General features: G+C 34.9%; 21 protein-coding genes and 1 tRNA gene. 12 read left to right on the forward strand and 10 right to left on the reverse strand.

Features of this window, described 5'->3' with window-relative positions:
• Positions 1 to 23: 23 nt before the first annotated feature.
• Genes hisG through EW15_RS03095 form a run of 3 tightly spaced genes read left to right on the forward strand, consistent with a single transcriptional unit; the run spans position 24 to position 3,025 of the window.
• Positions 24 to 686 (forward strand): ATP phosphoribosyltransferase, encoded by a 663-nt coding sequence (gene hisG / locus EW15_RS03085; protein ID WP_038651792.1) that lies wholly within the window; start codon positions 24 to 26, stop codon positions 684 to 686.
• Positions 673 to 2,469: an ABC transporter ATP-binding protein gene (locus EW15_RS03090; protein WP_038651795.1), complete on the forward strand. Its 1,797-nt coding sequence runs from the start codon at positions 673 to 675 to the stop codon at positions 2,467 to 2,469. Before hisG ends, EW15_RS03090 begins: the two co-directional genes overlap by 14 nt.
• Before the next feature lie 13 nt (positions 2,470 to 2,482).
• On the forward strand, positions 2,483 to 3,025 hold the full coding sequence (locus tag EW15_RS03095) for a GNAT family N-acetyltransferase (RefSeq protein ID WP_038651798.1): 543 nt from the start codon (positions 2,483 to 2,485) through the stop codon (positions 3,023 to 3,025).
• 23 nt (positions 3,026 to 3,048) lie between these two features.
• On the opposite strand, the gene EW15_RS03100 is transcribed toward EW15_RS03095, so the two are convergent.
• Both EW15_RS03100 and EW15_RS03105 read right to left on the reverse strand, forming a co-directional pair.
• Complete coding sequence (locus EW15_RS03100; protein WP_038651801.1) at positions 3,049 to 3,753, reverse strand: TIGR04283 family arsenosugar biosynthesis glycosyltransferase; 705 nt, start codon at positions 3,751 to 3,753, stop codon at positions 3,049 to 3,051.
• Entirely contained in the window at positions 3,702 to 4,433 is a 732-nt protein-coding gene (locus EW15_RS03105) for a TIGR04282 family arsenosugar biosynthesis glycosyltransferase (protein ID WP_038651804.1), read from the reverse strand. Before EW15_RS03105 ends, EW15_RS03100 begins: the two co-directional genes overlap by 52 nt.
• A gap of 224 nt (positions 4,434 to 4,657) precedes the next feature.
• Here EW15_RS03105 and dnaA point away from each other — a divergent pair, with 224 nt between their 5' ends.
• Positions 4,658 to 6,058: a chromosomal replication initiator protein DnaA gene (gene dnaA / locus EW15_RS03110; protein ID WP_038651807.1), complete on the forward strand. Its 1,401-nt coding sequence runs from the start codon at positions 4,658 to 4,660 to the stop codon at positions 6,056 to 6,058.
• A 36-nt stretch (positions 6,059 to 6,094) separates the two neighbouring features.
• Here dnaA and EW15_RS03115 read toward each other — a convergent pair whose 3' ends face one another.
• Positions 6,095 to 7,336 (reverse strand): glutathione S-transferase N-terminal domain-containing protein, encoded by a 1,242-nt coding sequence (locus tag EW15_RS03115; RefSeq protein WP_038651810.1) that lies wholly within the window; start codon positions 7,334 to 7,336, stop codon positions 6,095 to 6,097.
• Positions 7,337 to 7,377: 41 nt separating this feature from the next.
• On the opposite strand from EW15_RS03115, the gene gorA reads away from it, so the two are divergent.
• Positions 7,378 to 8,739, forward strand: a complete 1,362-nt coding sequence (gene gorA, locus EW15_RS03120; RefSeq protein ID WP_038651813.1) for a glutathione-disulfide reductase — start codon at positions 7,378 to 7,380, stop codon at positions 8,737 to 8,739.
• Positions 8,740 to 8,752: 13 nt separating this feature from the next.
• Here the strand turns inward: gorA and EW15_RS03125 are convergent, their stop codons facing one another.
• Positions 8,753 to 9,847, reverse strand: coding sequence for a calcium/sodium antiporter (locus EW15_RS03125; RefSeq protein WP_038651816.1), 1,095 nt, complete (start codon positions 9,845 to 9,847; stop codon positions 8,753 to 8,755).
• A 147-nt stretch (positions 9,848 to 9,994) separates the two neighbouring features.
• Here EW15_RS03125 and pyrC point away from each other — a divergent pair, with 147 nt between their 5' ends.
• The 6 genes from pyrC (at position 9,995) to EW15_RS03155 (ending at position 13,141) form a co-directional block, all read left to right on the forward strand.
• A complete protein-coding gene (gene pyrC, locus EW15_RS03130; protein ID WP_038651819.1) occupies positions 9,995 to 11,059 on the forward strand; it encodes a dihydroorotase in 1,065 nt (354 codons plus the stop codon).
• A 141-nt stretch (positions 11,060 to 11,200) separates the two neighbouring features.
• Positions 11,201 to 11,287 (forward strand) — tRNA-Leu (locus EW15_RS03135).
• Positions 11,287 to 11,559 carry an NAD(P)H-quinone oxidoreductase subunit L gene (locus EW15_RS03140; protein WP_081930455.1) on the forward strand — a complete coding sequence of 91 codons (273 nt, stop codon included), beginning with the start codon at positions 11,287 to 11,289 and terminating at the stop codon, positions 11,557 to 11,559. Before EW15_RS03135 ends, EW15_RS03140 begins: the two co-directional genes overlap by 1 nt.
• 3 nt (positions 11,560 to 11,562) lie before the next feature.
• Positions 11,563 to 11,895: a DUF3007 family protein gene (locus EW15_RS03145; protein WP_038651825.1), complete on the forward strand. Its 333-nt coding sequence runs from the start codon at positions 11,563 to 11,565 to the stop codon at positions 11,893 to 11,895.
• A gap of 83 nt (positions 11,896 to 11,978) precedes the next feature.
• The gene (trpA, locus tag EW15_RS03150; protein ID WP_038651827.1) at positions 11,979 to 12,779 is read left to right on the forward strand and encodes a tryptophan synthase subunit alpha; all 801 of its coding nucleotides are present in this window, start codon (positions 11,979 to 11,981) and stop codon (positions 12,777 to 12,779) included.
• A 92-nt stretch (positions 12,780 to 12,871) separates the two neighbouring features.
• Positions 12,872 to 13,141, forward strand: a complete 270-nt coding sequence (locus tag EW15_RS03155) for a YciI family protein (protein ID WP_038651830.1) — start codon at positions 12,872 to 12,874, stop codon at positions 13,139 to 13,141.
• Here EW15_RS03155 and EW15_RS03160 read toward each other — a convergent pair.
• From EW15_RS03160 to hisIE, 5 genes are all read right to left on the reverse strand, one after another.
• Positions 13,117 to 13,467 carry a c-type cytochrome gene (locus EW15_RS03160; RefSeq protein WP_038651833.1) on the reverse strand — a complete coding sequence of 117 codons (351 nt, stop codon included), beginning with the start codon at positions 13,465 to 13,467 and terminating at the stop codon, positions 13,117 to 13,119. The genes EW15_RS03155 and EW15_RS03160 overlap by 25 nt on opposite strands.
• Positions 13,468 to 13,480: 13 nt before the next feature.
• Positions 13,481 to 13,813: a hypothetical protein gene (locus tag EW15_RS03165; RefSeq protein WP_038651836.1), complete on the reverse strand. Its 333-nt coding sequence runs from the start codon at positions 13,811 to 13,813 to the stop codon at positions 13,481 to 13,483.
• Positions 13,810 to 14,175 (reverse strand): YkvA family protein, encoded by a 366-nt coding sequence (locus EW15_RS03170; protein WP_038651839.1) that lies wholly within the window; start codon positions 14,173 to 14,175, stop codon positions 13,810 to 13,812. The genes EW15_RS03165 and EW15_RS03170 overlap by 4 nt, the downstream gene beginning before the upstream one ends.
• Positions 14,176 to 14,177: 2 nt before the next feature.
• Complete coding sequence (locus tag EW15_RS03175; RefSeq protein ID WP_081930456.1) at positions 14,178 to 15,101, reverse strand: RNA polymerase sigma factor RpoD/SigA; 924 nt, start codon at positions 15,099 to 15,101, stop codon at positions 14,178 to 14,180.
• A gap of 461 nt (positions 15,102 to 15,562) precedes the next feature.
• Entirely contained in the window at positions 15,563 to 16,207 is a 645-nt protein-coding gene (hisIE, locus tag EW15_RS03180; protein ID WP_038651845.1) for a bifunctional phosphoribosyl-AMP cyclohydrolase/phosphoribosyl-ATP diphosphatase HisIE, read from the reverse strand.
• A gap of 77 nt (positions 16,208 to 16,284) precedes the next feature.
• Here hisIE and EW15_RS03185 point away from each other — a divergent pair, with 77 nt between their 5' ends.
• Entirely contained in the window at positions 16,285 to 16,773 is a 489-nt protein-coding gene (locus tag EW15_RS03185; RefSeq protein ID WP_038651848.1) for a 6-carboxytetrahydropterin synthase, read from the forward strand.
• A 25-nt stretch (positions 16,774 to 16,798) separates the two neighbouring features.
• On the opposite strand, the gene clpB is transcribed toward EW15_RS03185, so the two are convergent.
• Positions 16,799 to 19,390 (reverse strand): ATP-dependent chaperone ClpB, encoded by a 2,592-nt coding sequence (gene clpB, locus EW15_RS03190; protein WP_038651851.1) that lies wholly within the window; start codon positions 19,388 to 19,390, stop codon positions 16,799 to 16,801.
• Positions 19,391 to 19,725 lie beyond the last annotated feature (335 nt).

The raw sequence follows: 19,725 nt of genomic DNA on the forward strand, positions 1-19,725 counted from the left end.
AGTCCATTTCAAGAGTTTTTGACATGTTTACTGTTGCATTAGCTAAAGGTGCCTTATTGCAAGAATCAGTCTCAATGTTTTCTGACGTTGGACTTGACTTCTCTGCTGTTTTAGACGATAGCAATCGGCAATTAATGGTTCCGTCAGCTTGTGGCCGTGCTAAAGCTCTTTTGGTTAGGAATAGCGATGTTCCTGTTTACGTATCTTATGGTCAGGCGCAACTAGGCATAGTGGGTTTTGATGTATTGCAAGAGCAAAAATTGCAAGTGTCTAATTTAGTTGACCTTGGATTTGGAGAGTGTCATATGTCGGTTGCAGTTAAATCCAGCAGTGGTTATTTGAGCGCTTCTGATCTACCACCAAACTGTCGCGTGGCAAGTAAATTCACTAACTGCGCAAAGAATTTTTTTGATCAAATTGATTTGCCCGTTGAATTGGTACATTTGAGTGGATCTGTTGAACTGGGTCCCATAACGGGTATGGCTGAAGCAATCGTTGATTTAGTCGCAACTGGTCGTACTCTTAGAGATAATGGTCTTGTAGAAATTGAAGAACTTTTTAAATCAAGTGCTCGGCTTGTCGGTCATCCACTATCCCTGAGACTTGATAAAGGGCCACTTCAAGAAATTATTGATTCAATTCAAATCCAATCTCAGACAAACCTCCTTTCTGATGGCAAAAAATGATTTTCGAAGAGTTAAGAAACTTGGAAAGTATTTAAAAAAAGAAAAAAAACGTTTAATTCTCATACTTATAATATTAATACCTGTTGCATTAGCTGGTTCGGTTCAACCCCTTCTTGTGGGGCAAGCTATTTCTGTCTTAAGAGGAGAAAATACAATAGCTTTTTTTAATAATTTGTCTAATGAATTAGCAATTAATTTAATAATAGGAATGTTATTTATAACAGTATTACTTAGGCTTGGATTACAGGGATTTCAGTCATACAATATTCAGTCTGTAGGGCAGAGACTGACGGCACGTATTAGGAACGATTTGTTTGCTCATTCCATGTCATTGTCTTTGCGTTTTCATGACAAAATGCCTGTTGGTAAATTACTTACAAGATTAACTAGTGATGTTGATGCATTGTCAGAAGTTTTTGGTAGTGGAGCTGTAGGTGTTTTAGCTGACTTTGTAAGTCTTATAGTTATATCAATAACCATGATTTTAATAGAATGGAGGTTAGGTCTTCTCCTTTTGATTGTTCAAATACCTGTTACGTTATTTATCTTGTGGCTTCAAAAACGTTATCGAAAACAAAATTATAAAGTTAGAGAAGAACTTTCCCAGTTAAATGCAAATTTTCAGGAAAATCTGCAAGGCCTAGAAGTTGTTCAAATGTTTAGTCGACAATCGTTAAATGGCCAAAACTTTTTCAAAACTGGAACTAATTATAAACATGCCGTAAACGGGACAATTTTCTACGATAGTAGCATTTCTGCTTTTATTGAATGGGTCTCACTAGCTGCAGTCGCTTTAGTTATTTCTCTAGGTGGTTATATGGTTACATCAGGGGCAATGGGATTAGGAACTTTAACTACATTTATTCTTTATTCACAAAGACTATTTGAACCTTTAAGACAGTTAGCAGAAAGATTTACACAAATACAGGGAGGGTTAACAGCAGTTGAAAGAATAAGTGAATTGCTTGAGAAGAAAATCGAGATTTATGATCATATTAAGCATAAAGCTGAAAATAAAGAATTATCAAATTCAAATAAGACTGTTCTTGGAGAAGTTTTATTTGAAAATGTAAGTTTTTTTTATAGAGAAGATGAACCAATTATAAATGATTTAAGCTTCAAAATTAAACCAGGCGATCATGTTGCTCTGGTAGGACCAACTGGTTCTGGAAAAACTACTTTAATTAGATTATTATGTAGACTTTATGAACCTCAGAAGGGAAATATATATATAGATGGTCAAAACATTAAAAGTATCCCTATCGATTCATTGAGGAAACAACTTGGAGTTGTTCTTCAAGATACTTTCCTTTTTAGCGGAAATGTTGCAGATAATCTACGTTTAGATTCTTCAATAGATAATCAACGCTTAAAAGATGTATGTAGTGAATTAGGCCTTGATAATTTACTGAGAAAGTTGCCAAATGGTTTAGATACTTATATTCGAGAAAGAGGAGGAAATCTTTCCTCAGGTGAGAGACAGCTTTTGTCTATCGCAAGAGTTGCAATAAGAGATCCAAAAATATTAATCATGGATGAAGCAACTGCTTTTATGGATCCATCTACTGAGGCAACTTTGCAAAGAGATCTTGATAGATTATTAGAAAAAAGGACAGCACTTGTGATTGCTCATAGATTGGCAACAATAGAAGCTTCTGATCGAATCTTAGTAATGAGAAAAGGAAGTCTTATTGAAGAAGGTACCCATGAAGAATTGAGGACTTTAGGTGGACTTTATTCGCAACTTTCAGAATTGCAAGAAAAAGGTCTCACAACTATTTAATTAGTATTAATTTATGATTAATTTAGGATCTACAAAAATTGGAATGCCAGGATGGAAAAATGAAAAACTTCTTTCTGATGAAACTTTGAAAAATATTTACGGTCAACAAGCTTTTCAATATTTTAATCAAACCAATTCATCTCTCTTTGTATTTAGTCATTCAAAATCTTTTGATTTAATTGAACTTGAGCAGCTTCTTCAAGCAGTAGGTTGGGGAAGAAGACCTCTGAGAAGAGTAAAACGTGCACTCGATAATAGCTTGCTTAAGGTTGGGGTATGGCAACATGATCCTAAATTTCCAAGGTTGATTGGATTTGCAAGATGTACAGGTGACGGAATTATTGACGCAACAATATGGGATGTGGCTATTAACCCTGTTTATCAAGGTTATGGATTAGGAAAGCAACTTATGGAATATTTAATGAAGAGTTTAAAAAGAGAAGGTATTAGTAGAGTAACTTTATTTGCTGATTCTGATGTTATTACTTTTTATAAAAGGCAAGGGTGGACTTTAGAGCCAAAAGGTAATAAATGTGCATTTTGGTATTCAAATTAATCGGTTAGATAGGGATAAGACAATCATGAATTATATTCTTTTGAAAGATAATCTATGTCACAACCCTGACGCCACTTATTTCTTAATTTAGCATTTTTAATTGCACGTTTTATTATATTTGAATTAGTCCACTTTATATCATCTGTATATATATTTTCTCTTATACGCTTTACCTTAGTCTTTTTAGTAATTCTTGTTATCAAGTCGATATCTTCCATTATTTTCAAAGAAGAATAACCTCCTGTATTGGAATAGAGATCTTTATGTATTAGTAGGCCTTGATCTCCATAAGGATGTTGTAAAAAATGACTTCTTAGTGCTACTGCTATTTCTAAGAATCTGAATTCTAAATTATGTTTTTTGATTTTAAAGTCAAAATACCATGCAAAATTTTCTGACTTTTTATTTTGTATTATTTTAGATAAACTTTTAACCCAACCTATTCTTAATCTACTGTCGGCATGTAGAAATAAAAGCCAATCTCCTCTTGCATTTGATGCACCTGTTTTTAATTGATAGCCTCTATTCTTTTTACTGCTTTTAATAACATCTATTCCTTGTATTTGTGCAATCGAAATAGTTAAATCTATACTTCCTCCATCAACTATGATTAATTCAAAATTATATGGCCATTCATTTAAATCAGCAAGAAGAAGAGGGAGGTGATCCGCTTCATTTAAAGTTGGTATGATGATGCTGAGAGTCGGAATTTTTTGTAATCTAGCCATGGTGACAAATCCATAATATTATCAAGATCATTTTTAGTTTGAAGAAGTTGATAATCTATTTGATTTAAGGATGCTAGTCGAATAGTTTCTTTTAGGACTTTATCGCTTCCCCAACTGATTCCAGAAAATAGCCAGGCACATAAAGGATTTAAAAGTTTATTGGATAGACCTATAAGCCAGTATCCTCCATCTTTTGAAGGACCTAAAACCATTTCTTTGTGATTAAGTATTTGAATAGCTTGAATTAATTCAAAATGTGATATTGATGGTAAATCACTTCCAATAATTAAGATAGGATTTCGAATTTGGTGAGAAAGATTTTTTTTAGAATGAGTCTTTAAAAACTGTCTTTTCATTTTTGTTCCTAGGTTGCCAGGCCCTTGAATCTCAACCGTTTTGATTTCATTTAATGCGGCCCATTTTTTTGCGGCTTTAATCCCAATTCCATCGATTGCAACTTTTATATCTGCAAGACCTTCTTTTTGAATCTCTTTGGCAACGTTAATTGTGTGATTTGTTAGTTTCTCTTGTATCTTTGCTGCTTTAAAAGCCCCTATATCCTTTGCTAATCGGCTTTTACATCTAAATATCGCGTGCCATTTTGTCATTAAAACAATAGTTGGTTTGCTATTTGCATAAAGTTTTTTTGTATTTTCTGCTTTACTGATAACCAGATTCATAGCTATTCATCTCAAAACATTCTATGTTTTTGAAGCTTAAGTTACTATTCATTGCATCAGATTAAATTTTGTTCTGAAAAAAATAAATTTACACTTGCATTTATCTTCCTAATCAATTGCAATAGTTGCGTTTTGGGATAATGCATTAAAAATTCTACAACTGGATTCCAAAATTTAAGAATGACTCATTAAGGTTTTTAGCTACACTCGTATTCCATTAAGTAATGCCTGTGCCAACTCGGAATGAGCTATGGACGAAGGTGCAGGAATTACTGCAAAAGAATTTAAGTAAGCCTTCATACGAAACATGGATACGTCCGGCTGAATTTTTTGATTTCAAGGATGGATGCTTGACTTTGCTTGCTCCAAATAGTTTCTCAAGTGATTGGTTAAGGAAAAATTACTCTCAAACAATTGAGGAGATTGCATCAGAGATCTTTGGCCATGAAGTTAAAGTATACATAAAAGTTAAGGAAGAGTTTTCATCAAACAAAAGCAATAAGAAAAAGACTTTTTCAAATGTAGAAACTAATTCTATTGCCACTAGTGAGAATTCCGACATTAAATCTAAACAAACTCCAATAAAAAAATTTTTACCGAGTTTGAATCTTCGATATGTTTTTAATAGATTTGTTGTTGGTCCTAATAGTCGGATGGCTCACGCTGCAGCAATGGCAGTAGCTGAGGCCCCTGGTCGGGAATTTAATCCGTTATTTATTTGTGGGGGAGTTGGCTTAGGTAAAACACATCTAATGCAATCTATAGGTCATTACCGGTTGGAAATCGATCCAGGAGCAAAGGTTGCATATGTTTCTACTGAGACCTTTACCAATGATTTAATAGTTGCAATCAGGAAAGATGGAATGCAAGCTTTCAGAAATAGATATAGAGAAGCTGATTTGATTTTGGTTGACGATATTCAATTTATAGAAGGTAAGGAATATACTCAGGAAGAATTCTTCCATACATTTAATGCTTTGCACGAGGCAGGCAGGCAAATTGTCCTTACAAGTGATAGGCCTCCAAGTCAAATACCTCGTTTACAAGAACGATTGATTTCAAGATTTTCAATGGGACTAATTGCAGATATCCAAGCGCCCGATTTGGAGACGAGAATGGCAATATTACAAAAAAAAGCTGAGCATGAAAGAATGCGTTTGCCAAGAGATTTGATTCAGTTTATTGCTGGACGATTCACTTCTAATATAAGAGAGTTAGAGGGAGCGTTTACTCGTGCTGTCGCATTTGCCTCTATAACTGGGTTGCCAATGACAGTGGAATCAGTAGCACCAATGCTTGATCCTACTGGACAAGGAGTAGAAGTTAAGCCTAAGCAAGTACTAGAAAAAGTAGCTGAGGTTTTTGGAGTTACCGAGGAGGAAATGCGTAGTCCAAGTAGACGTAGGCCTGTTAGTCAGGCAAGACAGGTAGGTATGTATTTAATGCGCCATGGGACAGATTTAAGTCTTCCTCGTATTGGAGAATCTTTTGGGGGGAAAGACCATACAACAGTTATGTATGCTATTGAACAAGTAGAAAAAAAATTATCAAGTGAGCCACAATTAGCAAGTCAAGTTCAGAAAGTTAAGGATCTTCTTCAGATCGATTCACGAAAACGTCGTTGAATTTAATATTTGATAGTGAGAGGGATTTTATATTTGTTAATTAAACTGTATGGGATTTTGATCTAACCTATTTCGTGTAGGTATTTCAGGACCTAGATCACTACCATCAATACTTGCTGTGCGTTCAAGAGCTTGTCTAAATAATCTCCCTGATAATAAAGGCATATCTCTTGGCACTGAAATTCTATCTCGGAGGTAACGTAATGCAGAGGCACTATTCTCCTCTGGACGGCAATTTTCTTTTGAAATCATAGAAGTTAAGGCTGCTCTCAATGGCTGATCAAATAATTTATTTTTCATTGGGCTTACAGAGATGATCCTTTCTTTATGTTTGATAACTCTTTCTAAAGCTAATGCCTCAAATTGTTGTTCCGGTTCTTGATCAACTTTAAAATCTACTAGTTCTAATTGCCCTAATCCAGAACCTATATCAATTTCTTGGGCAAATAATTGTTGGTTTTTATTTGAATAAGTAAAGCAACCTCCCATTTGAGGAGGTAAATCATGAGCATGAGTATGAAAATCTCCTTGAGTCCCTCTATACTCATCAAGTTTTTCAAGATTTTTAAGCCACATATTTATAAAAGGGTGCTCATCTCTCAATGAGTATCCTTTGTAGTAAGCCAATGAGGCATTCATTCTTTCAACATATGGGATGAAAATTACATCTGCTGATCCAGGCTTTTCACCATTCTCTGTTGAGACAGGTGTTAGCCACCCTGAAGCATTGTTTTGTAGTTCTTTTTCAAATTTAGTTGCAACATTTTTGAAATTCTCTTTCTTTTGTTCTTCCTGGGCTTGGAAAAGAGAGTTGCGACATAACCAATTACACCATGATGAAAATAGTTCTCTTTCAAGTCTCCTCTGCTCTAAGACTTTCTTCTCATTCAGAGATTGACCTAAAGAACCATAAATTTCTTCTAACACAAATAGGATCTCATCACTTTCTTTGATTACATGATTTTCAATTTCTATTGCAGGGAGCATACCTGAGGGTACTTTTTTTAAATACCATCTTTCCTTTTCTCCGTAGCAACGCATAGTGACTTTTTTAATCCGGTAAGGAATTCTTTTAAGCTCTAACCAAATCCAAACTTTTTGGCAATAAGGACACCAAGCATGATTGTCTCTGTAAAGAGTAACAATTGCCTCGGACTCATTTTTATTAAAAAGACGAAGTGAGGAATAGGGGTTGTTTAACCCATTGATTTGATCAGTTGGATCGGCTGCATATATTGCTAATTCTTCCCAACTCATTGCATTTCTGGTTCGATTCATTTATTTCAACGAGAATAGGGAAATAATACTAGGTTGCAAAATTGAAAAGCTCTTTTGATTTGATTGTCATTGGTGCAGGATCCGGTGGATTAGCTGCTGCAAAGAAAGCAGCCAGTTATGGAGCATCTGTAGCGATCGTTGAGGGCGATCTTGTCGGAGGAACGTGTGTAATAAGAGGATGCGTTCCTAAAAAATTATTAGTCTGTGGCTCTTCTCTCTTGGAGAGTTTTTTGTCTGCAACATCTTATGGCTTTAATTTTGATGATTTAAAGATCAATTCAGAAGTTTTATTAGCTAATGTTCGGAAGGAAGTGCAAAGGCTGAATGAATTACACGAGAATTTTTTAAATAAAGCTAATGTTGAGCTTTTTAAAGGTTGGGGTGAGTTTAGAAATTCAAATTGTGTTGCAGTAAAAGATCGAAAAAATGGAGAGACTTTAAATGAACTTTATGGAGAGAGAATTTTGATTGCAGTGGGAGGCAGACCTAAAAGACCAAGCATAGAGGGGGCATCTTTAGGTTGGACAAGTGATGATATGTTTCTTCTTAAGAGCTTTCCGAAAAAAATTACAATTGTTGGTGCAGGCTATATTGCTTGCGAATTTGCATGCATACTGCACGGTTTAGGTGTTGAGGTTACTCAACTAGTACGAGGTGACCAGATTTTAAGAGGGTTTGACTTTGAACTGTCTTCAGCATTAACCGAGGCAATGAAAAATAAAGGAGTTAACATAAGCTTTGGCGAGAATGTTTCATCACTAAAAGGAACTCCTGGATCTTTAACTATAAAAACAAATGCAGGTAAAGAGTTTGACTCGAATGGATTGCTTTTCGCTACTGGTAGAGAGCCATTTTTAGATGGGTTGAAGTTAGAACAAGCGGGTATAGAAATTCTTGAAAATAAAATTAAAGTTGATAGTGAAGGTAAAACAAATATTTCTAATATCTTTGCTATTGGAGATGTAACTGACAGGATCAACTTGACACCTGTCGCAATTGATGAGGGTAGAAAGTTTGCTGATAGAAATTATGGCGAATCAGATCATAAGGTTAATTATAATTTTGTTCCTTATGCTGTATTTAGTCAACCTGAAATAGCTTCTGTGGGCATGACTGAAGAGAAGGCTATCCAGTCGATGGGTAAAGATAACATTAAAGTATATAGATCAATATTTAGACCCTTATCTAAATCATTGCCAAAGACTGGCTCTAAATGTATTTTAAAGCTAATAGTTGATAAAAATGATAATAAGGTTTTGGGATGTCACATGATTGGTGATAATGCATCTGAAATTATTCAGATGGCATCAATCTCTCTAATGCTAGGGGCTAAAAAATCTGACTTTGATAATACAATGGCATTGCATCCTACGATAGCCGAGGAATTCGTAACAATGAGATGATTTAGATAAGGCATTAGTTATTAGAACTTTTTCTTAGTCTTAGCCAGTAAACAATTGTTTTGTATATAATTATTGTTATTGATAATGATATAGCTATAAAAACTAATTCTTTGAATGCTGTATGTAAAGTTGGTAGAGTTAGAGGTATTATTTTGTCTGCAATGTAAAGCATATACAATCCTAATAAAACGCCACCTTCTCCTCTACTTATTATTCCTTTTGTCCAAAAAATTGGCATGCACGCAAGTGTAGTAATTACCATTATAGGAATATCCTTAGTTATTAGTAAATTCTCAACCACTAAACCACTGCCTCCAGATAATACAGAACAGCTACCTAAAACTAGTAATTGATTTAATAAACAACTTCCAATTACGTTGCCTATCGCTAAGTCAGTTTGACCACGAAGAGCGGCCACTAATGACGTGATTAACTCAGGTAAAGAAGTGCCCAGTGAAACTATCGTTAATCCAATTATAGCTTCGCTTACCCCTAACAATCCTGCAATTGTAGATGCGCCTTCTATTAAAAGTCGTGATCCAAGTGTTAGCAAGAAAATACCACCTAATAATTTCACGCCTGCATTGAATAAACTTGTTGAGTCTTTTTCTATATTGATTTCTGGCTCTGCTTCTTGGGTTCTTTGAGGTTCCTCTCTTGCTGTGCGAATTTCCCAAGTGGTATTTATTATTAGCGCAACTATTAAAGCTATTCCAAATTGCCAAGTTATCAGCTCTGAAGCGGCCATCCCCCAAACGGCAGTTGAGACTGCTAAAAGAAGAGGAATGTCTCTTCTTACAAGACGACTTTCAACTCTTAAAGGTCGTAAAAGAGCACTTCCTCCAAGAACTACCATCACATTGAAAATATTGCTGCCAACAATATTGCTCAAAGCTAGACTATCTGATCCATTTAGGGAGGAGTTGACACTCACAAATAGTTCAGGTGCACTTGTCCCGAGAGATACGATTGTTAAACCAATGACTAGTTGAGGAATCCCCAGGATTAAGGCTAAAGCTACAGATCCTTGAATAAAGAACTCTCCACCGCTAAAAAGTAAAAGTATCCCAGCAACTAGCTCTAAAAATGACAATAATATTGATGGCATAATTGAGTGATTTATTGAGAAACTAAATTAGTGAATTAATTTATATTATTTCATTTGGTATTATCTTAATATCTTAGCCCTTTATTGATACTTGAAGACTTATAGATCAAGGTTGCATAAGATATACATGGAAAAATCTTTAATCCTGTGATTGCCTCTGTTAATCAAATCTCATTATTAAAGCCGGATGATTGGCATCTGCATTTGAGAGATGGAAAGATTCTTAAAGGTGTTTTAAGTCATACAGCAGATGTGTTTTGCCGTGCAATCATCATGCCTAACCTTGATCCGCCAATAACTACTTTAAGCCAAGCACAAGAGTATAAAAAAAGAATTATCCAGTCTATCCCTGAAGGTGTTTCTTTTACCCCATTAATGACAGCATATCTTACAGATGATATGCCTGCGAATGTCTTAGAGAGAGGCTTTAGAGAAGGTGTCTTTCATGGGGCAAAGCTCTATCCAGCTAATGTGACAACTAATTCTTCTTATGGGGTTACAGATATAAGTAAAATCGGCAATTTATTTGAGACGATGGAAAGAATTGGTATGCCGTTATTAATTCATGGAGAAGTGACCGATTGCAATGTTGATGTATTTGATAGAGAAGCTGTTTTTATTGAGCGTCACCTTGAACCACTATTACGAACATTTTCATCACTTAAAGTGGTTTTAGAACACATCACGACCACAGATGCAATTGACTTTGTAGAAAATAGTGAGTTTGATATAGCCGCTACAATTACTCCTCATCATCTACATATCAATCGAAACGCAATGTTCGATGGTGGTTTAAGGAGTGATTTTTATTGCTTACCCACAGCTAAACGTGAAATCCATCGTATTGCTCTAAGACAAGCTGCTACTAGCGGTAAACCTTGCTTTTTCCTTGGAACTGATTCAGCACCTCATACTCGTAGATTTAAGGAAAGTTCATGTGGATGTGCAGGAATCTTTAATGCCCCTTTCGCTTTGGAAAGCTATTTAAAAGTTTTCGAAGAAGAAAATGCCCTAGCTAGGTTTGAAGCTTTTTCGAGTATTAATGGAGCAACTTTTTATGGATTACCTTTAAATACAGAGAGAATAACTTTAGTTAAAAAAGATATTTCCGTACCGAAAATGATTGATGTCGGACTAGATGGTGATCCCAATGACTTTGTAAAACCATTTCATTCAGGAGAAACTCTTGACTGGGCCATATGGGATGTTTAGTGAGATTGGTTAATGATTCTTCCAATAATAATTTAACTCTAGATATTCTTAAGAGTACTGATTCAAGCACATACGTTTACGCTAATATATTAATGGCTTAGAGTTGGTTCTCTAGCATTGTGATAATCCTTGCTATCACTGGGGAGTGTGGCGGAATTGGTAGACGCACCAGACTTAAAATCTGTTGGCCGCTTTTTGGCCGTGGGGGTTCAAGTCCCCCCACTCCCATGATGTTTTCTATCTCGATTGTGCGTTTAATCCCTTTTGGATTAATGGGAGCTGTTAATCCGATATTTACATTATCGGCTTATGCGGTACTGGGAGGGATGTATTTATTTGTAGTTCCTGTATTTCTGTTTTATTGGATGAATAATCGTTGGAATGTTATGGGAAAGTTTGAACGCCTTTTTATATATGGACTTGTTTTTCTTTTCTTTCCTGGAATGGTTTTGTTTGCACCGTTTATTAATTTAAGAATGAATGGAAAAGAGGAGTCTTGAACTTTGACAAGAGCACAGGTTTTTCAAATAGGTTTGATTGTTTTTGTTTTAGGTGGCTTAGGATATGAAGTGTTTCAGTTACTTGGATTTGAATCAATATCAGCTGGTATTGCATCACAGTCAATATTAATTTTAATTATTTTTGTATGGACAGCTTCTTACCTTTTTAGAGTTTTTTCTGGGAATATGACTTTTATGGAGCAACGTAAAAGATACAGAGAAGCTTATGAAAAATTAACTGATGAAAAAATTAGAGAAAAGTTTGAGGCCATGACAGATGAAGAAAAAGTTGAATTACTAAAAACCGTTGAGGAAGAAAGTAGTGAGCAAACTTAAGTTTTAATTACTAAATCTCAATAATTTTTTACTCTTAGGGATACAAAAATGATAAAAAAGATAGATACCCAAGGCTTAAAACATTGAAAAGTACAAATATCAGTAGTTCTTTTTCCAAAATAAAAAAAGAGAAAAGAATAGCATTAATGCCTTTCCTTATGGCAGGTGACCCTGATTTGGAAACTACAGCAAAGATTTTGTTAGAACTTCAGGAAAATGGTGCTGACATGATTGAGCTAGGCATTCCATACAGTGATCCTTTGGCAGATGGACCGATTATTCAATTAGCAGCTTCTCGAGCTCTCTCTGCAGGAACTTCTCCTGATAGGGTTTTTAAAATGTTGTCTGAATTGAGAGATCAATTGACAATACCAATAATTTTATTTACTTACTCAAATCCACTTATTAATAAAGGTCTGGAAGAATTTTGCTTACAAGCCTCGAAAGTAGGTGTTTCAGGACTTGTCGTGCCAGATCTTCCTTTAGAGGAAGCAGAAAAACTTTCTGTCATAGCAGAATCTAAGGAAATTGATTTGGTTTTACTTGTTGCTCCTACAACCCCCAAGGATCGTATGAGAAAAATCGCAGCGACTTCTAATGGATTCACTTATCTTGTAAGTGTTACTGGGGTAACAGGAGAAAGGTCGTCATTAGAAGATAATGTAGGAAATCTTGTTCAACAACTAAAAGATTCTTCATCTAGTCCAATTGCTGTGGGCTTTGGAATTTCGGAGGTAAAACATATTGAACAAGTTAGAGAATGGGGCGCTGATGGCGCAATTGTTGGTAGTGCTTTAGTTAAAAGAATTGCTAATGCCTCGATCGAAATGAAAGTCGAAGAAGCAGGTTCTTTTTGTAAAGAACTAAGAGCCGCAACTAATTAATATTTTTTTAAATAGCAACAGATCAAGCTGAATATTGAATTCTTATATATGTTTTATCTTGAGAAAGGTTGTCTTTATTCAACTTGAAAACTATGGATCAATTTGTCCTTTGGGGGTCTTACTGTGAAGATGCTCTACTAAAGAGAAAACCTTTTAGGGAAGAGCATCTTCAAAGGCTCTCATTACTTAAGGAAAAAGGTATATTAATAACTTTAGGACCGACAAAATGTAATAGATATGTTTTTGGGATATTTAAATCTGAGACTATTGAAAATATAAGAAGTCTTATCAAAGAGGACGTTTACTGGAGAGAGGGGATATGGACTGATTTCGAAATTTACTCTTGGACCCAAGCTTTTTGAGCTTGTTCCCAGACCCAATTAGCTACAATCTGATCGCCATTATCTCCTAATTTATCTTCATAACCACTCATTATTCCTAACCCTTGTCTAGCTATCTTCGCTATAGCTTCTGGATTGTCAATTCCATTACGTTTTAATGATGAAATCTTCAAATTCTTTGATCTTCTTAGTATGTTCCCGCCATTAATGTGGCATCCAGCACAGTTGTGTTTGAAAATACTTTCCCCTAAATCTGCCTCAATAGCATTTAGCTCTTTTGGTAAACTTAGATAAAAAAAGGTGAAACAAAAGATGATTAGAAAAAAACCTCTTAAATATTTTTTCATAGTCTTATAAATCTTATTTATCGAAATTAATTTTTGAAAGATCCTCACAAATTTCGTCAAGAAGATCAAGTTGCCCCGAAGAATTTAAGTCAAAAATTTTCTTTGATTTCTCTCCTCCACCGTTTGTCCATAACTTTTCAACTTCACAAAGCCTATTTGCAATTTTTGGAATGCCACCAGAACTAAAATCTTTTTTTAAAGATTCAATTAAAGTTTGCATTCTTGCGGAAGGGAGATGAAGACTTTGGCAAAGTTCTGATTGTGTTCTACCTGTGTGCTTCAACCAGTCTTTGATTAGAAGTACTAAATCCTTTTCTATATCTTTTGACCAGCGTTCTTTGCTCATAGTGGAAACCATTTATCCAGCTTTGATTTTGCTTTGAATTTTATCTCTGGAGTAATGTGATGTTGCCATAGACTAATTACAGCTGTTAAGGCCACAAGATCATCGCTAAAACCTGAGGCAGGAATAAAGTCGGGAATTAAATCAAAAGGAACAATTAAATAAGTAAGTGCTCCCATAATGGATAACCTCACCTGAGGAGGAGTTGAATTATCCATGATGAGTTCAAATCCTTCTAAAGCAGGCTGTGCAATTACTCTGCCTGCTCTTAATAAGATCTTTTTAAGTACCCCCTCATCGATAACAGAACTTTCAAGTACTTCTGCTTCAAAAACTTCTTTATTGGAGTCTCTTGAACTAACCACAATTAAATACTTGACTCTAAAAGACCACTTTGAACCCCTGTCTTTCTTAATTTTCTTAATGCACGTTGAACTACTTGTCTGCAATATTCTCTGCTGCAATTCATTTGTCTGGCGACTTCCGCTAGCGTCCTCCATTCATTTGAACCATCAAGACCAAATCGAAGACTTAGTATCGTTCGCTCTTTGGGGGTGAGATTTGATTTTTCCAATAAAGACCAAGCTGATGCACTCCTTTCGGCTAATTCAGCAAGTTCCATGGGAGGTGCTTCCTCACTTGGAAGAATATCCACAAGCTCAGAGGGCTCTGCTTTGGATTTGATTGCACCTTGCAAGCTAACTGTAATACTTCTCAATTCGCATGCAAGCAATTCTTCTACTTCTTCTAAAGGGATTTTCATCTGTGTGGCTATTTGGTTGGTTGAGGGATGAACTCCAAGTTCTTGCATTAGTCGAGACTTGGCAGCACGAAGCTTTGTTAGTTTTTCATTAATGTTTACAGGGATTCGTATGGTTCTACTTTGCGTTGACAGCGCTCTATTTAGTCCTTGTCTAATCCACCAGTAAGCATAAGTTGAAAATCGATGCCCCCTTTTTGGATCGTATTTTTCAACAGCTCTCGTTAACCCTAAGGTGCCTTCTTGAATTAAATCAAGAAGGTCAAGCCCTTTTCCTTGATAGCGCTTGGCTAAATTCACAACAAGCCTCAAATTTGCTGTGATCATTTGATTCTTGGCCCGCTCACCTGCTTTAAGCCTTTTTTTCTCTGCGCTTGAATATTCGCACTCTGGCCCATTTCCTCCAGCTTGTTGGCAGCGTTCATTAAGTGCAACCATTGATTGCACTTCTCTACCCAATGTGAGTTCTTGCTCTGGTGTGAGCAATTCGTGTTTTCCTATTTCTCCAAGAAAGTCGCTTAAAGAACTCACGATTTATTCCTCCTTATATTTATAACCTAGAGAGAAATTGTTTACTTTCAATAGGCGTAATAAAGTGTTCGGAATTTATTAGTTATCCTTTTTTTATTCTTAATGCCTTCACAAGTTCAATTAATCCCAAAAAGTTTCCTCTGTTCTTTAATTGGGCTCTTTGAAATGAAATTAGAAGAAAAGAAATCTTAGTTGAAATATCTTAAAACAATTGATATAAAAGACATTCTTTAAAGTAATTTTATGATCTATGAAACTAGTTAAAGTCTTTTTAATCTCTAAAAATTTTGGTCAAGCGTTATACCTAATTTTTGAGAAGCGATAAATTTCCAATGATTTAAGAAAATTGGTTTGATCTGTTTTTTTCTCTTTCAAGATGTTTTTATGAATTTAATCCTTTGCCTTTGTACTAAAGAAACTTATTTATAAGTAAAAAAATAATAGATGAGTTGGTTCTTTCCCTACAGATTTCTTCTGGGAGCGCCTTTTCTATTGACTAAAACTTTTAGAACTTCTGTCCATGAAACGTTTTGGTGAGCTAAGGCTACTTGGAGATGGAAAAGTATATCTGCAGCCTCATTAGCTACTGAAATTGGACTTTTATCTTTACAAGCCATTATAAATTCTGCTGTCTCTTCGCCTATCTTTTTTAGGATTTTATTATCGCCTTCCTTCAGAAGAGTATTTGTATAGCTTCCCTCCTCAGGATTATTCTTACGACTCTCTATTACTTTGAATAATTCACTACAAGCATCAGATGGAGGGTAAAGAACGTCTTCATTTGTTTCTAAATCTTTAAAAAAACAACTTCTTTTTCCTGTATGGCATGCAATTGAACCTACTTGCTCAATTGACAAAAGTATTGTATCTGTATCGCAATCAGTCCTAATTCCTTTCAATTTTTGAAAATGTCCGCTTGTTTTTCCTTTGTGCCAAAGTTCTTTTCTTGAACGACTCCAATAGTGAACTTCACCAGATTCTAATGTTTTTGTAATGGATTCTTTGTTCATCCATGCCATCATTAAAATTGAGCCATCGAGCCAATCTTGTGCTATGGCTGGGATCAAGCCGTTTTGATCAAAATGAAGATTATCTATAAAAAGCATTTTTAATTAAGCCAATTAGGCTTTTTAACTCTAACTATTTAAATTTAATCCTCTATTGGTTTTTTATTTATCTTTTTATGACGATTAAAGATATTCCATTTAATTGCTCAAAGCATTTTAAAGACTATCCATGTTCTCACCGTCAATGGAAACATAAAGGTCACTGTCGTTATGTTCATGGATATAGTCGAAGCTTTACTTTTTGCTTTGCTTCAAAAAAACTTGATGAAAATGGCTTCGTTGTCGATTTCTCAAGTCTGAGACCTTTGGAAGAGCAATTAAAAGATCATTTTGATCATACTTTTCTAGTCAATTTTGATGATCCTCTTCTTGAAACTTGGAAAGACCTTCACTCTAAAGAAGTCCTAGATCTTAGAGTTATGAACAATGTGGGTATGGAATCGACTGCTGAATTAGTGTGGGGATGGGCTAATGATTTATTATTTTCAAGAGAGAAAGGTAGATCTTGTTGTTGGAAAGCAATAGCACATGAAAATGATGTTAATTCCGCTAGTTATAGCTTCATCCCAGAGTGGTTCAATACTAAATATAGTAAGACTTCTTGATGAAATACGATTAAAGTTTTATTTTTTAGTTGAAAATTAATTTTGATTCTTTATTCTCTATTTTTATGGTGCTTCCATTTTTATATTTGCCTTTAAGAATATATTTTGCTATTTCACTTTCTATTTCTTTTTGAATAACTCTTTTTAAGGGCCTAGCACCATAGCTTGGATTGTATCCAATTTCAGTAATCAAAGATAGGACATTATCATCAATTTCAAGCTCGATTCCTTTCGCTTCTAATCTTTCTCTTAAACGGTTTAATTGTAAATTGACTACTTTAAGAAGAGTTTCTTTTTTAAGTGGTTCGAAATTAATTATTTCATCAAGTCTGTTTAGGAACTCAGGTCTGAAATTTGATTTTAGCTCTTGATTAATAAGTTCATCTATATTTGTAGATAGATTATTCGTCATATCCTTATCAGCGATTAATTCGCTTCCTAAATTACTGGTGAGAATGATAATAGTGTTTTTGAAGTTTGTTGTTCTTCCTTGACCATCAGTTACTCGGCCCTCGTCAAGTATTTGTAGCAATATATTGAAAACATCTTTATGTGCTTTTTCAATTTCATCGAATAGCAAAACGCAGTAAGGTTTTCTTCTGATTGCTTCTGTTAATTGTCCACCTGCTTCGTAGCCGACGTAACCAGGAGGCGCGCCAATTAGGCGACTTATAGAGTGCTTTTCCATATATTCAGACATGTCAATTCTAATGAGGGCATTATCACTATCAAAAAGTTGAGAAGCTAAAGACTTAGACAATTCTGTTTTCCCAACGCCTGTTGGTCCTAAAAATAAAAAACTTGCGATTGGTCTGTTTGGATCACTAAGTCCTGTCCTAGATCTTTGTATAGCGGAAGATATTGATTGGACGGCTTTATTTTGACCAATAACTTTTTTTTGCAGCTCAGATTCAAGATTGAGTAATTTTTCAATTTCAGTTTGAGCAAGCCTTTTAACTGGGATAGATGTCCACTTCGCAATTATTTCAGCTACATCATCAGCTACAACCTCTTCTCTCAAAAGTGATTTTTCTGCATTTTGAGAAGAATTTTTTAAATTCAGTTCTTTAGATTTTAAATTTTGTTGATAATTCACAAGGGTGCCGTATTCAAGTTCAGCAGCCCTGTTGAGGTCATAATTCCTTTTTGCTTTTTCTATTTCAAGTTGTACTTTCTCAATTTCTTCTTTAAGTGTTGAAATTTCTTCGATTGATTCTTTTTCTTGTTTCCATTTCTTATTTACTTCTATTTGATTTTTTGTTAATAAAGCTAGTTCTGCAGAAATTAATTCGAGTCTCTCTTTACTTGAAATATCTGATTCACCTTCCAAAGATAATTTCTCCATCTCAAGTTGGATGATTTTTCTATCAATCTCATCAATTTCTTCTGGTTTTGATGTTATTTCCATCTTTAAACGTGAGGCTGATTCATCTATTAGATCAATAGCTTTATCAGGTAAAAACCTCTCGGGTATATACCTATCACTCAATATCGCCGCAGCTATTAGGGCGTTATCAGAGATACGAACACCATGATGAACTTCATATCTTTCTTTTAGTCCACGTAATATCGAAATCGTATCTTGAACTGAGGGTTCTTTTACAAGTATTTGCTGAAATCTTCTTTCCAGAGCAGGGTCTTTCTCAAAATTTTCTCTATGTTCATTGATGGTTGTTGCTCCAATACATCTCAGTTCACCTCTAGCAAGCATTGGTTTAAGTAGGTTACTAGCGTCCATTGCACCACCACTTGCCCCTGCTCCGACGACAGTATGTATTTCATCTATGAATAAAATTATTTTTCCTTCTGAATCTGTGACATTTTTGAGAACTGACTTAAGTCTCTCTTCAAATTCACCCCGGAATTTTGCACCTGCGATTAGTGCCCCCATGTCTAAGGAAATTAGTTGACGCTCTTCAAGGGCTGTAGGAACATCTCCGTTGATAATTCTTTGTGCTAACCCCTCAATAATTGCTGTTTTACCCACGCCAGCTTCCCCAATCAATACGGGATTATTTTTAGTCCTGCGGCTCAGTATTTGAATCGTTCTTCGGATTTCCTCATCTCTTCCAATTACAGGATCTAATTTTCCATCTCTTGCGGCAAAAGTAAGGTCTGTGCCGTACTTTTGCAGAGCTTCGTAGCTATTTTCAGCATTTTTCTGGGTCACTTTTTTGTCACCTCTAATAGCATTTACAGCCTCAAGAAGACTGTTTTTGTGGACTTCGTTTTGTTCAAATAACCTATGACAAATTCTCTTGTCATCAAATAGGGAAATCACTAAATGTTCGCTTGAAATAAATGCATCTTTGAAAGATTGTTGAATATTTTTTGCTCTTGAAATTGAAAACGATATGTTTTTGCCAAAGAAAATGGATTCTTGGGTCTTCAGCATTTTTGGTTGGTTTGTTATAAATTCTTCTATTTCTGTGAGTAGATTTTTTATTACCCCGCCAGATCTTTCTATTACTTTTATCGCTATTTCATTTTTCTTTAGGAGAGACCACAAAAGATGCTCTGTTTCTAAAGTCTGATGCTTTTCAGTTAATGCTAAATCTTTTGCATCAATAATCGCTTTCCAAGCATTGTTAGTAAAATCATCAGGATCTACCTTCATCCTTAAAATTTATTGCCAAACTTATAATATTCATGTCTGTTAATTGTATAAATATAAGAAAACCGACCTTTCTTCACTTGATAATATAAATTTGTGAGATCAGTTTAAGTTTTTGGAACTAATTAATTGAATTTTAATATCTTAATTTTATTTACTTCAGATCTGTTATTGATATTTATAAGCAGTTTATCCTAATTAAAATTCTCCCAAATAAAGGCGAATAAAAACTTTTTCGTAACTAAAAAAAATTCCTTTAATGTTTTTAATTGAAAAAGTTTCTCGTTTAAAAAAAATATACTCAGTGAGTTTGATTGAATTTCTAAATATCTTTTTCA

It is taken from the genome of Prochlorococcus sp. MIT 0801 (assembly GCF_000757865.1).
GTDB lineage: Bacteria > Cyanobacteriota > Cyanobacteriia > PCC-6307 > Cyanobiaceae > Prochlorococcus_B.

Bases quoted from the DNA above. Each gene is read 5' to 3' on its own strand.
- EW15_RS03125 (WP_038651816.1), bottom strand. From the start codon at position 9,847: ATGCCATCAATATTATTGTCATTTTTAGAGCTAGTTGCTGGGATACTT.
- EW15_RS03090 (WP_038651795.1), top strand. From the start codon at position 673: ATGGCAAAAAATGATTTTCGAAGAGTTAAGAAACTTGGAAAGTATTTA.
- EW15_RS03105 (WP_038651804.1), bottom strand. From the start codon at position 4,433: ATGAATCTGGTTATCAGTAAAGCAGAAAATACAAAAAAACTTTATGCA.
- EW15_RS03165 (WP_038651836.1), bottom strand. From the start codon at position 13,813: ATGAGCAAAGAACGCTGGTCAAAAGATATAGAAAAGGATTTAGTACTT.
- hisG (WP_038651792.1), top strand. From the start codon at position 24: ATGTTTACTGTTGCATTAGCTAAAGGTGCCTTATTGCAAGAATCAGTC.
- dnaA (WP_038651807.1), top strand. From the start codon at position 4,658: ATGCCTGTGCCAACTCGGAATGAGCTATGGACGAAGGTGCAGGAATTA.
- EW15_RS03100 (WP_038651801.1), bottom strand. From the start codon at position 3,753: ATGGCTAGATTACAAAAAATTCCGACTCTCAGCATCATCATACCAACT.
- EW15_RS03095 (WP_038651798.1), top strand. From the start codon at position 2,483: ATGATTAATTTAGGATCTACAAAAATTGGAATGCCAGGATGGAAAAAT.
- clpB (WP_038651851.1), bottom strand. From the start codon at position 19,390: ATGAAGGTAGATCCTGATGATTTTACTAACAATGCTTGGAAAGCGATT.
- EW15_RS03160 (WP_038651833.1), bottom strand. From the start codon at position 13,467: ATGAAAAAATATTTAAGAGGTTTTTTTCTAATCATCTTTTGTTTCACC.
- EW15_RS03155 (WP_038651830.1), top strand. From the start codon at position 12,872: ATGGATCAATTTGTCCTTTGGGGGTCTTACTGTGAAGATGCTCTACTA.
- EW15_RS03140 (WP_081930455.1), top strand. From the start codon at position 11,287: ATGATGTTTTCTATCTCGATTGTGCGTTTAATCCCTTTTGGATTAATG.
- hisIE (WP_038651845.1), bottom strand. From the start codon at position 16,207: ATGCTTTTTATAGATAATCTTCATTTTGATCAAAACGGCTTGATCCCA.
- EW15_RS03115 (WP_038651810.1), bottom strand. From the start codon at position 7,336: ATGAATCGAACCAGAAATGCAATGAGTTGGGAAGAATTAGCAATATAT.
- EW15_RS03185 (WP_038651848.1), top strand. From the start codon at position 16,285: ATGACGATTAAAGATATTCCATTTAATTGCTCAAAGCATTTTAAAGAC.